Raw genomic sequence first — 17,343 nt, 5'->3', positions numbered from 1 at the left:
GGCGGGGTCGGAGGACCCCTCCGGCCGGTGCGGCCGGCGAGGAGGATCCCCGCAGCGGGGGTCCCGTCCGCCCGACCCGGAGGGAGGGGCCGCGATGCCCTTCTTCGACGGCTCCCGTGGCCGCATCCACCACGAGGCCTGGCTGCCCGAGGGAGACGTCCGCGCCGTCGTCGTCTTCTGCCACGGCGGCTTCGGCGAGCACCTGGGCCTCTACGAGCCCCTCGGACGCCGGCTGGCCGCCGACGGGATCGCGGTGCACGCGCTGGACGCGATCGGGCACGGGCGCAGCGACGGCGAGCGCGACCTGATGGTCACCTGGGACGACTACGTCGACGACGCCCGCACCCTCGCCGAGCTGGCCCGGGCCCAGCACCCCGACCGGCCCCTGGTGCTCATGGGGCACTCCGGTGGCGGCGTGGCCGCACTGCTGCTGGCCCAGCGGTCCCCCGATCTGGCGCAGGCCCTGGTCGTCTCCGCCCCCCCGGCCCAGTGCCTGCCCTGGGTCGAGGCCCTGATGGCCCAGGAGGCCGACGACGTCCCGGACCCCGACCCCAGCACGATGTTCAGCACCCACCCCGCGTACCTGGACGCGCTGCGGCACGACCCGCTGGTGCACCGCGGGCCCGTCCCCCGGCAGACCATCGAGGCGGTGGAGGCCGCCTGGCCCGCGGTGGCGGCGGGGGTGGCCGAGGGCCGGCCGTCGATGCCGACCCTGTTCCTGCACGGCGAGTGCGATCCGATGGTCCCGGTCGAGCACTCGCGGGCGCTGGTCGCCCGGCTCCCCCGGGCGACGCTGCGCACCTTCCCCGGCGACCTGCACGACGTCCTCAACGAGCACGACCGCGACGCGGTGCACGACGTCGTGGCCGGGTTCGTGCTCGCCCAGGTGCGCCCGGCCGCCGCCCGTACCTGAGCCGGGACCGGCCGCCGCCCCGGGCGACCGTGGCCGGCGTGGTGGACGGCTGCCGCGCCGTCGTGCCGCTGTCCACGGACCAGCGCTCCGGAGACGGGGGACGGGAGCGGGCGTGGCCATCGGAACCTGCCGGGAGGTCTCACCCGGACCGGCGGGCGGACGGCGGGACGCCGAACCGGAGGCTGGTGCGCGCGCCGACGTCGTCGATGCCGAGCTTCTCCAGGGCCATCGGCGGCGTGCCGTCGAACAGTCGCAGCCCGGCCCCGAGGAGGACCGGCATGACGTCGACGCGCAGCTCGTCGACCAGGCCCGCGGCGAGCAACTGCCGGTTGAGGTCCACGCCGCCGACCACGGTCACGGCGCGCTCCCCCGCTGCCTCGGCGGCCCGGGCGACGGCGGACTCGACGCCGTCGGTCACGAACGTGAAGAACAGCCGCTCGTTGCGCTTGGGTGCGACCGCCGGTGGCGTGTGGGTGAGGACGAAGATCGGCACCTGCAGCTCGTAGGTGTCGGCGTAGCTGTCGGTGTCGCCGGCCATGTCGAAGGTCCGCCGGCCCATCAGCACCGCGCCGGTCTCCTCCTGCACCGCTCTGAGGTAGGGCGAGTCCTGCAGGTCCGCCAGGTCCGGGTACAGCGCGGCCGCGCTGCCCTCGGCGTCCTGCACGAAGCCGTCCAGCGACACGGTCATCCCCGCGATCACCCGGGCCATCGGGTCCTCCCGTCATCGTCCTCCCGGTGTGTGACCGGCCGGCCGGGCCCGACTCATCGCCGGCGGTTAGCGTCGCCGGGTGGACGGTGCACGAGCGGCGAGCGGGCTCTCCATCCGCGTCGCCACCGGGGACGACGAACGCCGGCTCGCGGCCCTGGACCGGGCGACGTGGTCGCCTGCCGTGGCCCCCGCGCCGCTGTGGCCCGAGGACGTCGACTTCTTCGCCAAGGACCCGCCCGAGGACGTCCTCGTGGCCGAGCTCGACGGCGAGGTGGTGGGCTACGTGAAGCTGCGCCGTCCCACCGAGCTGCCGTCCCACCGGCACGTCCGCCAGGTGAACGGGCTGGCGGTCGACCCGGCCGCGCAGCGCCGTGGCGTGGGCCGGGCGCTGCTGGTCGCCGCGATCGAGGAGGCCCGGCGGCGCGGCGCCCGGCGACTGTCGCTGCAGGTGCTGGCCACGAACACCGGCGCCCGGGCCCTGTACGCCTCCTGCGGCTTCGAGGTGGAGGGCGTGCGGCGCGGCGAGTTCCTCCTGGACGGCGAGTACGTCGACGACGTCCTCATGGCCGTGCCGCTGGTCCCCCCTCCGGGCTCTGCTTGCATGTCGGCGTGACGAACCGAGTGGACGGACTGCGCGTGGCGGTGCTGGGCCCCGGCGGGGTCGGCGGCCTGCTCGCGGCGCTGCTGGCACGAGCGGGCGCGGCGGTCACCTGCCTCGCGAGCGCGACGACGGCGGAGCGGCTGCGCACCGACGGCATCCGGGTGGGAAGCGGGCTGTTCGGCGACTTCACCACCCCGGTGGACGCCGCGGAGCGACTGGCCGGGCCGGTCGACGTCCTCTTTGTGTGCGTCAAGGCCACCCACCTGGACGACGCCCTGGAGCGGGTGCCGGCCGACGTCCTGGGCGACGCACTCGTCGTCCCGCTGCTCAACGGCGTCGAGCACGTCGACCGGCTGCGGCGGCGCTACCCGGCCGCCGGCGTCGTGCCGGCGACGATCCGGGTCGAGAGCACCCGCACCGCGCCGGGCGTCATCGAGCACGGCAGTCCGTTCGTGACCGTCGACCTCGTCGCCGCCGGCGGGCTCGAGCAGCGGGTGCAGCGACTGGCCGACGCGCTGCGGCAGGCGGGCGTTCCCACGCGGGTCGGGGACGACGAGCCGGCCGCGCTGTGGAGCAAGCTCAACTTCCTCGCCCCGCTCGCCCTCCTCACCACGGCCGCACAGGCGACCGCCGGCGAGGTCCGGCAGTCGCGGCGCGAGGACCTGATCGCCATCGTCGGCGAGGTCGCCGCCGTCGCCCGCGCCGAGGGCGCGCCCGCCGACGAGGAGCAGGTCGTCGACTTCTTCGACGGCGTCCCCGCGGGCATGCGCTCGTCGATGCAGCGCGACGCCGCGGCCGGCCGACCCATCGAGCTGGACGCGATCGGCGGCGCGGTCGTCCGCGCGGCCGCCCGGCACGGGATCGCCGTCCCGGTGACCGCCCGCTACGTCGACGAACTGGGCGCGCGCTACTGAGCCGCCACCCGCGCGGCCAGCCAGCGCAGGAACACCGGCTCGACGAGCGCGGCCAGGCGGGCGCAGCCGCGGGTGGACGGGTGGTACGCGTCGCCGGCGCCGACCTCCCCGACCCACACCGGGTCCGCGGCCAACGCCGTCGTGTCGACGAACGGTGCCGCACGCGCCGCAACACAGCCCCGCCATCCGGGTGGAGAGGTCGGCGGCCCGGGCGCTCTCGCCCGCGTCAGCAACCGCGGGCGGGCCGACCACCATCGCCGGCCAGCCCCGCGCGGCCGCGCCGTCGAGGACCTCGGCCAGCGCGGCGAGCGACCGTTCGGGCGCCACGCTCGGGCGCCCGCCGTCCAGGACGACGTCGTTCAGGCCGACCGCGACGACCACCCCGTACCGGTCGCCGTCCCGCAGCCGCCACGACGCCTCGGCCGCGAAGCGCCGCGCCACGTCGACGGAGGTGTCCCGGCGCACGCCGAGGCCGTAGCCGGTCAGGTGCCGGCCCGCGCGACGGGCCGCCCCCACCGGACCGACCCAGCCCGCGCCGGTGGGGTCACCGACGCCGGCCGTGAAGGAGTTCCCCAGCAAGCACACCCGCACGTCGATCGCGCTCATCCCGCCACCGCGGTGGCTGCAGGGGCGGCGACCGACGAGAGCGCATCATCGCAGCACAGTCATGCACCGCTGCGCATGGTCATCCGACCGAGGCCCCATGACGGACGGTCCGGGAGGGGCCAGGATGGAGCCGTAGCCACTCGCCACCTCCCGCGGCGACGGACGGGACCCGCGCCGCAGCAGCCGACAGGGGAACGCAGGCCAGGAGAGGAGCGCGCCGTGTCGGACGACGCACCGACGGCGGGACAGCACCCGGCCGACCGGGTCCGGGCACGGGTGGAGGCCGCCGACGACCGGGAGGACGCGGCCGCGGAACGGGACGACGCGGCCGATGCGCGCGACCGGGCGGCCCAGCAACGCGACCGGACCGCCGACCGACGCCACCACCGCGCCGTCCATCGCGCGCGGGCTGCCGGGGACCGGGCGCTCGACGCCGAGCAGTGGGACGCCGACGCCGCCCGCTGGGCCGCACAGGGCACGTCGCCGGCCGGTGGGCCGGTCGAGGCGGAGGACGAGCAGTCCCTGATCGACGAACAGGTGCGGGCCACCCGGCACGAGTGGGTGACCGCCGGCGAGCAGGCCGCGCGGGCCGACCGCGCCGCCGACGAGGCGGACCGCGCGGAGGCGCAACGGGACCGCAGCGCCGCCGCCCGGGACAGGGAGGCGGCCCGGGCCGACCGCGAGGAGGCCTCGCGGGACCGGGCCGCCGCCCGGGCCGACCGGGAGCAGGCGGCGATCGACCGCGCGCAGCAGCGCTGACCCGGCGTCCACCGGCCGGACCAGGGGTCCGGGGCGTCGCCCCGAGCGCGTCCGGCCGGGGTCAGTCCCGGCCGAGGGCCGTGAGGCGCTCGGCACGGGCGGCGCGCAGCAGCGGCACCAGGCGCGGGTCGTCGAGGTCGTCGACGTGGCGCACGGTCAGCTTCCGGAAGGCGATGCCGGTGCCGTCGAGCAGGCCGCCGTGCTCCAGGGACGCGCCGTGGTTGAAGCCGAGGTTCAGGTGCCGGGCGAACGTGGCGAGGTAGGCGTAGTGCTCACGCGTCTTGGCCGGTCCGACGCCGTAGCCGACGGTGCCCTGGTGCGGCCAGACGACCCGGACGACGTCCGGGTCCACCCGGTGGACGAGCTCGTCGGCAGCGCGCACCAGGTCGGCGACCCCGGGTGCGAGCTTCGCCAGCAGGACGTCGAGGTCGGCGGTGCTCACCGCGACAGTGGACCACCCCTCCCCGGACTGCTGACCTCAGACCGTCAGGAGCAGCTTGCCGGTGGTCCGTCGTCCCTCGAGGTCCTCGTGCGCCCGCCGGGCCTCGGCCAGCGGGTACCGGCCGCCGACGCGGACGTCGAGCCGGCCGGTGGCGACCATCTCCAGGACCGCGCCGGCGCGCTCGCGCAGCATCTCCGGGGTGCGCGTGTACGTGGCCAGGGTCGGCCGCTGGACGTAGAGCGAGCCGTGCGCCGCGAGGGTCTGCACCTCCAGCGGCTCGGGCTGGCCGCTGGCGGCGCCGTACACGATCATCCGGCCGGTCGGCCGCAGCGCGGTCAGCCCCGCGGCGAACGTCGTCCGCCCGACGCCGTCGTAGACGGCCGCGGCGCCCTCACCGCCGGTCAGCTCACGGACCCGCTCCGCGAAGCCGTCGTACCCGACCACGACGTCGTCGGCGCCGGCTCCCCGCGCGAGCTCGGCCTTCTCCTCGGTCGAGACGGTGGCCAGCACGTGACCCCCGCACTCGCGGACCAGCTGGGTCAGCAGCAGCCCGACGCCTCCGGCCGCGCTGTGCACGACCACCCAGTCGCCCGCGGCGACGGGATACGAGTCGGCGGCCAGGTACTGGGCCGTGCAGCCCTGCAGCAGGACGGCGGCGGCGACGTCGAGGGGCACCCCGTCGGGCACCGGCACGAGCTTCTCCCGCGGCGCGGCGACCCGGGCGGCGTAGCTGCCCGCGACGTCGAGCCAGGCCACCCGCTCCCCCGTGCCGACGACGGTGCCCGCGCCCTCCGCGCCGACGACCCTGGGCAGGTCGCCACCGTAGGGCCGACGGCCCTCGCGCTCGTAGACGTCCCGGAAGTTGACGCCCACGGCCTCGACGTCGACCAGCACCGTGCCCTCGCCGGGCTCGGGGTCGGGCAGCTCCCGGACCGTCAGCACCTCGGGGCCACCGGTCCGCTCCACGAGCACTGCCTGCACGTCGTCCTCCTGTCGTCTGCCGTGCCCGGTGCCTACCACGGACGCCGGCCGGCCGCCGGTGGACCAGGCCGCGGTCAGCACCGCCCGGGGAGCCAGCGCCGGCCGCGGAGCCGTCCTGCGATCCCACAGGACCGCGCAGGTGGCGACGGCGCAGACGAGCCCGAAGCCGGCCGACAGCCACACCGGGGGCTGGTCGAGCAGCCAGGGCCACGCGGTCCGTCCCGGCCTACCTCCGGACGGTTGTGCCCGCCGTCCGCGGGAGCGTGAGGGCGGCGACGAACCCGGCGGCCAGCACCGCCGCGGTGACGGCGAAGGCCGCCTGGTAGGAGGCGACGTCGGTGAGCCAGCCGGCCACGAGCGGTCCGGCGATCGCGCCGAGGTCGGCCGACATCTGGAACACCGCCACCACCCGGCCGCCGCGGGCCGGGCTGACGTCGGCAACCAGCGCCGCCGGGACGCTGGCGAGGAACGAGGCGCCCAGGCCGAAGAGCGCCATCGACAGCAGGAACACCCACAGGGCCGGGGGCAGCACCAGGGCCGCTGTCGAGACCGTGGCCAGCGCGGCGCCGAGGACGAGCGCGGGACGCCGTCCCCACGTGTCGGCCAGGCGACCGGAGTGCAGCAGGCCGAGGGCCTGCGCCACCGAGCCCGCCAGCAGGCCGGCGCCGGCCCAGGCGACGGTCCGGCCCAGTTCCTCGGTGACGTACAGGGGCACCAGCGAGTTGCGCACGCCGAACAGCACCCAGCCCACACCGAGGTTGGCCACCAGCGCGGTCAGGTAGACGCGCGAGCGCAGGGCCGTCCCCAGGCCGACCGGGTCGGCGCCGAGGTCGGGACCGGTCGCCGCGGGTGCGGTGGACCGCTGCGGGCTCACCGACGGGCGCAGCAGCACCATGGCGACCGAGCCGGCGAGGACCAGGAAGGCGGCGTACAGGAAGAAGGGCAGCCGCGGGGACAGCTCGGCGAGCAGCCCGCCGGCCGCCGGGCCGGCGATCCCGCCGAGGATGAACCCGCCCTGCCACGTCGCCGCGGCGCGTCCGCGGTGCGAGGGCGGGGCGACGTGCAGCAGCAACGAGAGGGCGGCGACGGTGAACATGGCGCTGCCCACGCCTCCGGCGGCGCGGAGGACGAGGAAGAGCGGGAAGGACGTCGCCAGCCCGGCCAGCCCGGTGGTGACCGCGACGATGCCGAGGCCGGCCGACAGGACCGCGCGCTCGCCGAACCGCTCGACCAGGGAGCCGCCGCCGAAGGCGGAGACGAAGCGGAAGAACGCGAAGGCGCTGACGGCGAGCCCGACGGCCGTCGTCCCGACGCCGAAGGACCGGGCGAACAGCGGGATGGCCGGGGCGACGATGCCGAAGCCGAGCGCGACGACGAAGGCGACGACGGCGAGGATGCCGACCTCGCGGGGCAGCTCCGTCCGCCCCCGCCACAGCACGCCCCGGATGCTCGCACGGCGCCGGCCGGCCCGCGTCGAGGGGCCGGGCGGTCAGACCCGCCCGGCGAGGTAGTCGCGGCGCCGGTCCGCGGGCAGCCGTTCGACCGCGTACCGGAGCATCGTGCGCGGCATCCGGCGGTAGCGCGGCGCGAGGAAGGTCTCCACCCGGACCCGGTCCCGGTTCGCGACCTCCCGCAGCATCCAGCCCACGGCCTTCTGCACCAGGTCCGCGGGGTCGCCGAGCAGCCGGTCGGCCAGCCGCAGGGTCGCCTCGGGACGCCCCGCCCGGACGCCGGCGAACGTGGCCATCACCGCGATCCGGCGGTCCCACACCGACGCCGAGGCGGCCAACTCGTCGAGCAGTGCCCAGTCGTCGGCCCGGTCGCGGGCGAGCAGCCAGGGGCCGAGCAGGTACGGCGCCGAGGCGTCCACCAGGTCCCAGTTGTCCACCCTGTTCCGCCGGGCGAGGTAGAGCTGCACGATCCGGTCCCGCTCGTCGTCGTCCGCACGGTCGAAGCGGTGCACGAGGACGAACAGCGCGGTGAGCCGCTCCTCGTGCCACGGGCTGCCCAGCAGCTCCTCGACGTCAGCCAGGGTCGCGGCCGCGGCGTGCCGCCGGGCGATCCGCCGCTGCGGCGGCACCGCGATCCCCAGGAACCGGTCGCCCTCCCCGTAGCCGCCCGGCCGCACCTGGAAGTAGCGGGCCATGCCCGCGGCACGCTCTGCGTCGGCGAGCGCGGCCAGCTCGGTGCGGATCGCGGCGACGGATCCGACGTCGGGCCGGGTCCGTCCGCGCGGGCTGTCGGTCACGGCGCCTCCCGGGTGCCGGCGCAGCGCGGCGCCGTCGTGCTGCAGCGGAGGGTAGGGCCGCACCCGCCGGCCCGCTGCCTGCAGCGAGACGCCACCGGCTCGGGCCGCACCTGGGCGAAGCGCGGTGCGCCGGCGACCTCGGCACCAGTGCTGCCGTGGATGTGGGTGGCGCCGACCGGGCCCTCGGGGTGGAACCGGCACACCCACTCGTCGACCACTCGCCCGGCCGGGTCGGTGCGCGACGATGGCCAGCTCGAGGATGCGGTGGCTGTCGGGGACAGGCCGGTGGTCTGCGCGTCGATGACGGCGAAGCCGAGCAGCCCGGTGAGGGGAACCGCTGGCGCCGTCGGCGGCGCGGCCGGGGCCGTGGGCGGCGTCAGGAGCGCCGGTGCAGCAGGCGCAGGCTCGGGCCTGCGGAAGCCGTCGACGAACCGCGCGCCCCGGCGTGGCGGCGGGGGCCGTCTCGTCGGCCGGGCGCCTCGCCCTGCTCGCGGTCCCCGCCGCCGTGCGACTTCCTGGGGGCGAGGAGGAAATGCACCCTCACGTCCGTGCGCAGGCCGAGGCGTTGGGGGTGACCGTGTCCACCGGTCATGGAATCCATGCCGCACGTCGGCACACGCCGGGCCCACGGCGCCCGCGATCCCGGCACCTCCCCCTGGGCGGCCGAGGGGAGGACCGTGTGTCGCGCGGCGACGCCGCCGGGTGTCGCCGTGCCACGGGGGACAGCCAGCAGTCGAGAGGAGCACGGCATGTATGCCCGAACCACCACCCTCCAGGCCGACCTCCAGTCGATGGACCAGGGGATCGCGCACGTCCGTGACGAGGTCCTGCCCGCGGTACGGGAGATGGACGGCTGCGTCGGCCTGTCCATGCTCGTCGACCGTGGCAGCGGCAGGTGCATCGTCACCACGTCGTGGGAGACCGAGGAGGCGATGGCCGCGGCCCGGGAGCGGGTGCGCGACATGCGGGAGCGCGCCGCGCAGATGCTCGGGGGCAGCCAGCCGGAGGTCCGGGAGTGGGAGGTCGCCGTCCTGCACCGCGCCCACCACGTCCCGGAGGGCGCCTGCGCCCGGATCACCTGGACTCGCATCGACCCGCAGAAGGCAGAGCAGGCCCTCGACGCCTACAAGATGGCCCTGATGCCCCGGCTCGAGGACATGCCCGGATTCTGCGCCAACAGCCTGCTGATCGACCGGCGGGAAGGCCTCAGCGCCGGGGCCGTCGTCTTCGACAGCCGGGACGCGCTGGAGCGCACCCGGGACATGGGGCGGCAGATGCGCGAGGAGTTCACCCAGCGGATGGGCGCGGAGATCCTGGACGTCGGCGAGTTCGAGGTCGCCCTCGCGCACCTGCGGGTGCCCGAGACCGTCTGACGGTCTCCGGGTGCCGCATGCACGCAGGGCGCGTGCACGCGGCAGAGCGCCTACGCACGCGGTGTCTTCTGAGGCGCTCAGGTCGTCGGTCGGCGGCCCGCGGTCGCGGGGCGCGCCGGCACGGGGATCAGGGCCCTCCGTCGCCGCACGAGACGCCACCGGCCCGGCCCCCCGAGGAGGGGCCGGGCCGGTGGACGGGCCGATCCGCGGTCAGGGGTGTCCCGCTGGCCGGTCCTGGGACATCGCTGTCCGGCTCAGCGGGACTTCCCCGCCCGTTCAGGTCAGCTGCACCCGCTGGTGGAGCCGCAGCCCTCGCAGACGTAGCAGCTGCCGGCGGGGCGCATCTTCGTGCCGCAGGTCATGCACAGCGGCGCGTCGGTGGCGGTGCCGGTGACCAGCTCGAGCAGCTCGGCCGAGGAGTGGGCCTCCGTGACCGGCTTCTCCGCCTTGGGCTCCGGCTTGGTGGGCGCCTCGGTCGGGGCCGAGCTGCGCAGCGCCTCGAGGTCGACCTCCTCCTCCTCGACCACCGCGGCGGTCGACGCGGAGCTGCCGTAGCCGGACACCTGGGCGGCCCGCTCCTCGGCGCTGAAGATGCCGAGGGTCGCGCGGGTCTCCACCGGCAGGTGGTCCAGCGCCAGGCGGCGGAAGATGTAGTCCATCACCGACTGGGCGATCCGGATGTCCGGGTCGTCGGTCATGCCGGCCGGCTCGAACCGCATGTTGGTGAACTTCTGGATGTAGGTCTCCAGCGGCACACCGTGCTGCAGCGCGATCGACAGCGAGATGGAGAAGGCGTCCATCACACCGGCCAGGGTCGAGCCCTGCTTGCCCAGCTTGAGGAACACCTCGCCGAGGCTGCCGTCCTCGTACATCCCCGCGGTCATGTAGCCCTCGGCGCCGGCGACGCTGAACGACGTCGTCATGCTCTGCCGCTTCTTCGGCAGCCGGCGGCGCACCGGGTGCGACAGCGCGGTCACCGGCGCTGCGGCCTCGACCTTGGTGTCGGCCTTCTTCGCCTTGGCGTCGGACAGCGGCTGGCCGACCTTGCAGTTGTCGCGGTAGATCGCCAGCGCCTTGAGGCCGAGCTTCCAGCCCTGGAAGTAGATGTTCTCGACGTCCTCGACGGTTGCCGTCTCCGGCATGTTGACCGTCTTGCTGATGGCGCCGGAGATGAACGGCTGCACCGCGGCCATCATCCGGACGTGGCCCATCGGGGAGATGGCCCGCTCGCCCATCGCGCAGTCGAAGACCTCGTAGTGCTCCGGGCGCAGGCTCGGGGCGTCGACCACGTGGCCGTGCTCGGCGATGTACTCGACGATCGCCTCGATCTGCTCGTCCTGGTAGCCCAGGCTGCGCAGCGCCCGCGGGACCGTCTGGTTGACGATCTGCATGGACCCGCCGCCGACCAGCTTCTTGTACTTGACCAGCGAGAAGTCCGGCTCGATGCCGGTCGTGTCGCAGTCCATCATGAAGCCGATCGTGCCGGTGGGGGCCAGCACCGAGGCCTGCGCGTTGCGCCAGCCGTTGTCGGCGCCGATCTCCAGGCAGGACTGCCACTCGGCGGTCGCGGCCCTGAGCACGTCGGCGTCGTCGGCGCCGACCGGGCGGATGGCGTCGTTGGCCGCGGCGTGCTTGCGCATCACGCGGGCGTGGGCGTCGGCGTTGCGGGCGAAGCCCTCGTAGGCACCCACGATGCCGGCCAGCTCCGCCGAGCGGCGGTAGGCGGTGCCGGTCATCAGCGAGGTGATCGCCGCGGCCAGGGTCTGGCCGCCGCGCGAGTCGTACGCGTGACCGGTGGCCATGAGCAGCGCGCCGAGGTTGGCGTAGCCGATGCCCAGCTGCCGGTAGGCGCGGGTGGTCTCACCGATCGGGTCGGTCGGGAAGTCGGCGAAGCAGATCGAGATGTCCATCGCGGTGATGACCAGCTCGACGGCCTTCACGAAGGTCCGGGCGTCGAACGTGCCGTCGTCCTTGAGGAACTTCATGAGGTTCAGCGACGCCAGGTTGCACGAGCTGTTGTCCAGGCTCATGTACTCCGAGCAGGGGTTGGACGCGTTGATCCGCCCGGTCTCGGGGTTGGTGTGCCAGTCGTTGATCGTGTCGTCGTACTGGATGCCCGGGTCGGCGCACTCCCAGGCGGCCTGGGTGACCTTGCGGAAGAGGTCCCTGGCGTCGACGGTCTCGATCACCGAGCCGTCCATGCGGGCGCGCAGCCCGAAGTCCGTGCCGTCCTCCACCGCGCGCATGAACTCGTCGGAGACCCGGACGGAGTTGTTGGCGTTCTGGTACTGGACGCTGGTGATGTCCTTGCCGCCGAGGTCCATGTCGTACCCGGCGTCGCGGAGCGCGCGGATCTTGTCCTCCTCGCGCGCCTTGGTCTCGATGAACTCCTCGATGTCGGGGTGGTCGATGTCGAGGACGACCATCTTCGCGGCGCGGCGGGTGGCGCCACCGGACTTGATGGTGCCGGCGGAGGCGTCGGCGCCGCGCATGAAGCTGACCGGGCCCGAGGCGGTGCCACCGGAGGAGAGCAGCTCCTTGGAGGAGCGGATGCGGGAGAGGTTCAGGCCGGCGCCGGAGCCGCCCTTGAAGATCAGCCCCTCCTCCCGGTACCAGTTCAGGATCGAGTCCATCGTGTCGTCGACGGCGAGGATGAAGCAGGCGCTGACCTGCTGCGGGGCGCTGGTGCCGACGTTGAACCAGACGGGCGAGTTGAAGCTGAAGTACTGGTGCAGCAGCATCCAGGTCAGCTCGTGCTCGAAGACCTCCGCGTCGCCCTCGCTGGCGAAGTAGCCGTGCTCGCGGCCGGCCGCCCCGTAGGTGAGCACGACCCGGTCGATCAGCTGGCGCAGGCTGGTCTCGCGCTGCGGGGTGCCGACGGCGCCGCGGAAGTACTTCGTGGTGACGATGTTGGTGGCGTTGACGCTCCACTCGGCGGGGAACTCCACGCCGCGCTGCTCGAAGTTGATCGAGCCGTCCCGCCAGTTGGTCATGACGACGTCACGACGCTCCCAGGTCACCTCGTCGTACGGGTGCACCCCGGCGGTGGTGAAGACCCGCTTGACCTTCAGGCCCTTCCCCCTGGTCGGCGCCTTCGTGGCGCGACGCGTACGGCCCGTCAAGCGATCCTCGGTCTCGGTCACGGAGCTCTCCCTGTGTTGTGGGCGTTGCGGCGGCTGGGGAAGAGCCGCCTCTCGTTCTAGCGGGTGGTGCTGACGTTCTCGGCGGCAGCGGCGGGCGTCATCGACCGGGGCTGCCGTCGGGGGCGGCCTGGCCGCGCCCCCCACCCCGCCGGCGCACCGGCGGGTCCTGCATGCCAGGCAGCGGCGGGGTGCCGGCAGCGACGTGCCGGGCCCGCAGCTCGGTGATCTCCTTCTCGAAGTCCTCGAGCGAGGTGAAGGCGCGGTAGACGCTGGCGAAGCGCAGGTAGGCGACCTCGTCCAGCTCCCGCAGCGGCCGCAGGATGGCCAGCCCCACCTCGTGGCTGGGGACCTCCGCCGCGCCCGTGGCGCGGATCGCGTCCTCGACCTGCTGGGCGAGCTTCTGCAGCTGGTCCTCGTCGACCGGCCGGCCCTGGCAGGCCCGGCGGACGCCGGCCACGACCTTGCTGCGGTTGAACGGCTCGCTCACGCCGCTGCGCTTGACGACGGCGAGGACGGCCTCCTCCACCGTGGTGAAGCGCCGGCCGCACGCGGGACACGACCGGCGGCGGCGGGTGGTCGCCCCCTCGTCGGCCTCACGCGAGTCGATGACCCGGCTGTCGGCGTTGTGGCAGAAGGGACAGCGCACGACCGGTCCCCTCCCCTCGGGTGGTGTTCCGCCACGCGTCCGCCCGGTCGTCGCGGGGGTCACCGGAGCGGCCGGCGCGACGGAGCCGGGAGGCCGACTGTGGACCCTCCTGGGGACATCCGGTGGACGTCGTGGGGAGGACCTGAGGATCGGCCTGTGGACGGACTTACAGCGGTGCAACTACTAGATGTAGGGGAACCCTAGGTCCGGCTCCACTAGATCTGCAAGCCGGAACGCGAGGCGCGCCGTCCGTCGAGACGACTTCGTGACCACCGGCGCACAGCTGTCACACCCGCCCCGGCGACACGCCGCCGGCGGACGGTCACCGGTCGCGCGGTGGGGTGGCGGGGTGTAGTGCGGGGCGCCGCCGGAGGGGCGGAAGGGGGGCGCGTCAGCCGCGGACGGCCTCGTCGGGGCGCGCCAGCCGCGGGCGGGGCACGCGGTCACCGAGACGCAGTGGCCGGGTCAGGCAGTCGGCCTCGGTGGCGCGCGGCATGAGCACCGTCGCGTCGGCGGACACCTCGGCCCGGGCAGCCGGGCGCGGCGCCTCCTCCGGCTGCGGCAGCGCGTCGGCCGCGCGGTGGCGACCCGCCACGGCCGAGGCCCGGTGCCGGCCCGCCGTGCCGCCGTGGGCGGCGGGCATCTCCGCGGTCCCGTCCCCGCCGTGCCGGCGGCGGCGCCGCACCGCGGCCGGAGCCGACGCCGGGAGGACGCCGGCCACCCGCTGCTCGCGGGCGGCGGCCTCGCTCAGGGACACCGCCGGGACGGCCGTGGCCCCGGGGAGCAACTCCTCGCCGAGCGCGGCGAAGGGGCCCGCCCCGACGTCGGATGCCGGCGCCGGTGCGGGGTGGGGCTCCGGCAGGCGGACCTCGGCGAGGTCGGTCCAGGTCTCCCGGTCCCGCCCGTCGACGCTCACCCGCACCCACACCTCGCAGGAGCCGCCGCCGTCGTGACGCCACCCCAGGAGCGACCCCGGCCACCAGGCGCCGTCGAGGAAGACCTCGACGCTCTGCGACTGCTGGGTGAAGACGGCGGCCCGGCTGCCTGAGATCGCTGACACGGCTCCGACGGTAGATCGGCCTCCGACCACCGAGCGTCAGCGACTCGGCACGACGGGTTGACGAACATGGAGGCCTCGCCTTGTCGCTCCTCGACCCCGGCCACCCGTCCGGACCGCGCAGCCCGTCAGGGCAGGTGGAGGACCTGGCCGGGCACGACGACGGAGCCCTCGAGGTCGTTGAGCTCCTCGATGGCGTCGACCACCACCCGCACGTCCCGCTCGTCGCCGGCCACCTCGCCCGCGATCGACCACACCGTGTCGCCCGGCTCCACCACGACGCTGCTGCCGCCGGCCAGGCGCAGCCCCCCGTCGCCGCCGTCGAGGAGCGGCGGGATGAGCGAACCCAGGGCGACCGCGCCGCCCAGGGCCAGCGCGGTGACGAGCCGACGCCCCCGGCGGGTCAGCCGCACGGAGGCCGGCGCGGCGGTGCACCCACCGCGGACGGCTCCCGCCGCCGGGCCGGTCGGCACCGGCCGACCGCCGGGACGCGCCGGGTCGCGGCGCGTGCGGGTCACCTCGGCGGCGGGACCCGTGGCCCGGCGCTCCGGGGTCGCCGGACGGTCCGCCACCGGACGCAGGTGCCCGGCGACCCGTGGACCGGAGCCCGGCAGGGCGGTGCGCGCCGGCGGCCGCGCCGCGCGGGCGGGCCGGGCGGCGCGCCCCACGTCGCCCGAGGCGAGCAACGGCCGCCACGGCACCTGCACCGCCGCGTCGAACTCCAGCACGGCCTGCCGCACGCTCCCCATGACCCGTCCTCCTCGTCGTCCCGATCGGATCGAACACGCGTTCGATCGAACGTCCGTGCGATGTCTACCGCATCCCACCGACGAGGTCGACCCGACACCTCACCGAGGCGGTTCGAACACACGTTTGAACTCCCGGCCCCGAGGCGCTACCGTCCGATCAGCACCCGTCCACCGTCGCCCCGGAGGCGCCGGCGGAGCCGGGGGCCGGCAGGGGGCTCCGTCCAGGAGGCCCGGCCCGGCGCCCGGGCGGGTGTGGACACGAGGGCTGTGGCGGCACAGCCGGCGAGGAGGAGACGTGGCGGGCACGAGCGGGACGTCGGGCAGCGGCACCCGGGGCGGCGGCACCTCGTCGCGGCGGGCGTCCGGGAGCCGGACCGGCACGCCGGCGGCCGCACCGGAGCCGGCCGAGGCGGCGACGGTGCGCACCTTCCCCGACCGGGGCGAGACCGGGGACGGGCTCACCCAGCGCCAGCGGCGGGTGCTCGAGGTGATCCGGGACTCGATCGACCGCCGCGGCTACCCGCCCTCGGTGCGCGAGATCGGGGAGGCCGTCGGGCTGTCCTCGGCCTCCTCGGTGGCCCACCAGCTCAGCGTGCTGCAGAAGAAGGGCTGGCTGCGCCGCGACCCGAACCGCCCGCGCGCGCTCGACGTGCGCCTGCCCGGCGACGTTCCCGGCACCGCGGCGCCCACGGCGAGCGCACCGGCCGGCGGCGAGGAGACCCCCACCCCGACCTACGTCCCGCTCGTCGGCCGGATCGCCGCGGGTGGCCCGGTGCTGGCCGAGCAGGCGGTGGAGGACGTGTTCCCGCTCCCCCGCGAGCTGGTCGGCGAGGGCACGCTGTTCATGCTCAGGGTCACCGGCGACTCGATGGTCGAGGCAGCCATCTGCGACGGCGACTGGGTCGTCGTGCGCCAGCAGCCGACCGCCGAGAACGGCGAGATCGTCGCCGCGATGATCGACGGCGAGGCGACGGTGAAGACCTACAAGCGGCGCGACGGCCACGTCTGGCTGCTGCCGCACAACCCCGCGTACGAGCCCATCCCGGGTGACGACGCCACCGTCCTGGGCCGCGTCGTCACGGTGCTCCGCCGGGTCTGAGGAGGGACCTCCTCCCCGAGCCCTGCGCGTGCTCGGGAACGCCAGGAGGAAGCCGGAGGGCCGGTCGCCGGCGCGGCGTCAGTCGCGCCGGCGGAACAGCAGGCTGCCGAGCCAGACCAGCACGCCGGCCACCACGGCAGCGGCCAGGGCGGCCGCGACCGGGGGCGGTCCGTCGTCACCGCCGAGCAGGCCGGACAGCGATCCCTCCGCGGCTCGCGCCTCGGCGGACGGGCTCGACGGGGCCGCCGCGGCCGGCAGCGGGACCACGGTGACGTCGCTGGGCAGCCCCTCCCCCGCGACGACGAGCGCGGTGGAGTCCCCGGTGAAGCTCACCGCCTCGCCCTGGGCGGCCTCCGGCAGGGCGACCCGGCGGGGTTCGCCGGCCAGCGCTCCCGCGACGTCGGACCCGCTCAGCGGCCAGACGTAGGCGTCGGTGTAGGTGCGCAGCGCGACGTACCGCTCGTCGGGTGAGACCGCACCGCCGGTGACCATCAGCTGTCCGGCGCGGCCGACCGGCCCGCCCGGCGTCCCGGTCAGCACGAGGTCGACCCCACCCACCTCGGTGAGCCCGACGGTGCCGTCCTCCACCAGCGCCGACACCGGCCGGTACACCGCGCTGGCGCCCAGCACCTCCTTGGTGACCAGGTACGGCGTCCCGTCGGGGGCGAGCAGCAGGGCCTCGACGTCCCGCGGACCGTCCGGGTACGCCAGCCGGTAGACCGAGCTGCTCCCGTCGGCGTGCAGGGCGAGCAGGGCCACCGTCGTCCGGGTGCCGGTGTTGTCGCCGGTGTCGGCGAGCCAGACCGTCCCGTCGACGGCCAGGGCCATGTCCTCCGGGTCGTAGGGGTCCACCGGCGCGGAGTGCACCGTGACCACCGCGCAGGTCCGGTCGAGCACGTAGACGTCGAGCGAGTCGCCACCGTCGTTGTGCGCCAGCATCCGGTCGCCCACCTCGACCAGACCGGAGACCTCGGGCAGCCGGGGGTCGGTGAGCTGGCAGCGCACCACGGGCCCGGTCGGGTCGGCCGCCTGCGCGTACGCCGGCAGGGCGGCGCCGAGGACGAGCGTCACCGCGAGGCCGGTGCCCGCCGCCAGACGTCGCC

The 17,343-nt window shown here is 75.4% G+C and carries 17 protein-coding genes; 6 read left to right on the top strand and 11 right to left on the bottom strand.

Features of this window, described 5'->3' with window-relative positions:
• Window positions 1-94: 94 nt before the first annotated feature.
• Entirely contained in the window at window positions 95-913 is an 819-nt protein-coding gene (locus ACI78Z_RS05000) for an alpha/beta hydrolase (protein ID WP_457035421.1), read from the top strand.
• A gap of 139 nt (window positions 914-1,052) precedes the next feature.
• On the opposite strand, the gene ACI78Z_RS04995 is transcribed toward ACI78Z_RS05000, so the two are convergent.
• Entirely contained in the window at window positions 1,053-1,622 is a 570-nt protein-coding gene (locus ACI78Z_RS04995) for a dihydrofolate reductase family protein (protein WP_457035420.1), read from the bottom strand.
• A 79-nt stretch (window positions 1,623-1,701) separates the two neighbouring features.
• Here ACI78Z_RS04995 and ACI78Z_RS04990 point away from each other — a divergent pair, with 79 nt between their 5' ends.
• Window positions 1,702-2,235, top strand: a complete 534-nt coding sequence (locus ACI78Z_RS04990) for an N-acetyltransferase family protein (RefSeq protein WP_457035419.1) — start codon at window positions 1,702-1,704, stop codon at window positions 2,233-2,235.
• Window positions 2,232-3,137 carry a ketopantoate reductase family protein gene (locus tag ACI78Z_RS04985; RefSeq protein WP_457035418.1) on the top strand — a complete coding sequence of 302 codons (906 nt, stop codon included), beginning with the start codon at window positions 2,232-2,234 and terminating at the stop codon, window positions 3,135-3,137. The genes ACI78Z_RS04990 and ACI78Z_RS04985 overlap by 4 nt, the downstream gene beginning before the upstream one ends.
• On the opposite strand, the gene ACI78Z_RS04980 is transcribed toward ACI78Z_RS04985, so the two are convergent.
• On the bottom strand, window positions 3,131-3,271 hold the full coding sequence (locus ACI78Z_RS04980; RefSeq protein WP_457035417.1) for a hypothetical protein: 141 nt from the start codon (window positions 3,269-3,271) through the stop codon (window positions 3,131-3,133). The genes ACI78Z_RS04985 and ACI78Z_RS04980 overlap by 7 nt on opposite strands.
• 691 nt (window positions 3,272-3,962) lie before the next feature.
• Here ACI78Z_RS04980 and ACI78Z_RS04975 point away from each other — a divergent pair.
• A complete protein-coding gene (locus ACI78Z_RS04975) occupies window positions 3,963-4,502 on the top strand; it encodes a hypothetical protein (protein WP_457035416.1) in 540 nt (179 codons plus the stop codon).
• Between the two features lie 61 nt (window positions 4,503-4,563).
• Here the strand turns inward: ACI78Z_RS04975 and ACI78Z_RS04970 are convergent, their stop codons facing one another.
• The 4 genes from ACI78Z_RS04970 to ACI78Z_RS04955 all read right to left on the bottom strand — a co-directional run bounded on the left by ACI78Z_RS04970 (window position 4,564) and on the right by ACI78Z_RS04955 (window position 8,173).
• Window positions 4,564-4,944: a hypothetical protein gene (locus ACI78Z_RS04970; RefSeq protein WP_457035415.1), complete on the bottom strand. Its 381-nt coding sequence runs from the start codon at window positions 4,942-4,944 to the stop codon at window positions 4,564-4,566.
• A 36-nt stretch (window positions 4,945-4,980) separates the two neighbouring features.
• Window positions 4,981-5,925, bottom strand: a complete 945-nt coding sequence (locus ACI78Z_RS04965) for a quinone oxidoreductase family protein (protein WP_457035414.1) — start codon at window positions 5,923-5,925, stop codon at window positions 4,981-4,983.
• Window positions 5,926-6,151: 226 nt separating this feature from the next.
• Window positions 6,152-7,363 (bottom strand): MFS transporter, encoded by a 1,212-nt coding sequence (locus tag ACI78Z_RS04960; RefSeq protein ID WP_457035413.1) that lies wholly within the window; start codon window positions 7,361-7,363, stop codon window positions 6,152-6,154.
• Between the two features lie 51 nt (window positions 7,364-7,414).
• Window positions 7,415-8,173 (bottom strand): DNA alkylation repair protein, encoded by a 759-nt coding sequence (locus ACI78Z_RS04955; RefSeq protein WP_457035412.1) that lies wholly within the window; start codon window positions 8,171-8,173, stop codon window positions 7,415-7,417.
• A 749-nt stretch (window positions 8,174-8,922) separates the two neighbouring features.
• On the opposite strand from ACI78Z_RS04955, the gene ACI78Z_RS04950 reads away from it, so the two are divergent.
• Window positions 8,923-9,546, top strand: coding sequence for an antibiotic biosynthesis monooxygenase (locus ACI78Z_RS04950; RefSeq protein ID WP_457035411.1), 624 nt, complete (start codon window positions 8,923-8,925; stop codon window positions 9,544-9,546).
• A 281-nt stretch (window positions 9,547-9,827) separates the two neighbouring features.
• Here ACI78Z_RS04950 and ACI78Z_RS04945 read toward each other — a convergent pair whose 3' ends face one another.
• The 4 genes from ACI78Z_RS04945 to ACI78Z_RS04930 all read right to left on the bottom strand — a co-directional run bounded on the left by ACI78Z_RS04945 (window position 9,828) and on the right by ACI78Z_RS04930 (window position 15,141).
• On the bottom strand, window positions 9,828-12,689 hold the full coding sequence (locus ACI78Z_RS04945; RefSeq protein ID WP_457035410.1) for a vitamin B12-dependent ribonucleotide reductase: 2,862 nt from the start codon (window positions 12,687-12,689) through the stop codon (window positions 9,828-9,830).
• 97 nt (window positions 12,690-12,786) lie between these two features.
• Window positions 12,787-13,335 carry a transcriptional regulator NrdR gene (gene nrdR / locus ACI78Z_RS04940; protein WP_457035409.1) on the bottom strand — a complete coding sequence of 183 codons (549 nt, stop codon included), beginning with the start codon at window positions 13,333-13,335 and terminating at the stop codon, window positions 12,787-12,789.
• Between the two features lie 391 nt (window positions 13,336-13,726).
• A complete protein-coding gene (locus tag ACI78Z_RS04935) occupies window positions 13,727-14,395 on the bottom strand; it encodes a hypothetical protein (RefSeq protein ID WP_457035408.1) in 669 nt (222 codons plus the stop codon).
• Window positions 14,396-14,520: 125 nt separating this feature from the next.
• The gene (locus ACI78Z_RS04930) at window positions 14,521-15,141 is read right to left on the bottom strand and encodes a LysM peptidoglycan-binding domain-containing protein (RefSeq protein ID WP_457035407.1); all 621 of its coding nucleotides are present in this window, start codon (window positions 15,139-15,141) and stop codon (window positions 14,521-14,523) included.
• Window positions 15,142-15,436: 295 nt separating this feature from the next.
• Between ACI78Z_RS04930 and lexA the strand changes: the two genes are divergently transcribed.
• Window positions 15,437-16,240 carry a transcriptional repressor LexA gene (gene lexA / locus ACI78Z_RS04925; RefSeq protein WP_457035406.1) on the top strand — a complete coding sequence of 268 codons (804 nt, stop codon included), beginning with the start codon at window positions 15,437-15,439 and terminating at the stop codon, window positions 16,238-16,240.
• A 78-nt stretch (window positions 16,241-16,318) separates the two neighbouring features.
• Here the strand turns inward: lexA and ACI78Z_RS04920 are convergent, their stop codons facing one another.
• Entirely contained in the window at window positions 16,319-17,311 is a 993-nt protein-coding gene (locus ACI78Z_RS04920; RefSeq protein ID WP_457035405.1) for a hypothetical protein, read from the bottom strand.
• Window positions 17,312-17,343 lie beyond the last annotated feature (32 nt).

It is taken from the genome of Geodermatophilus sp. SYSU D01176, assembly GCF_054050015.1.
The sequence above is the reverse complement of the archived record's forward strand: the minus strand, read 5'-3'. Positions and strand labels throughout refer to the sequence as shown.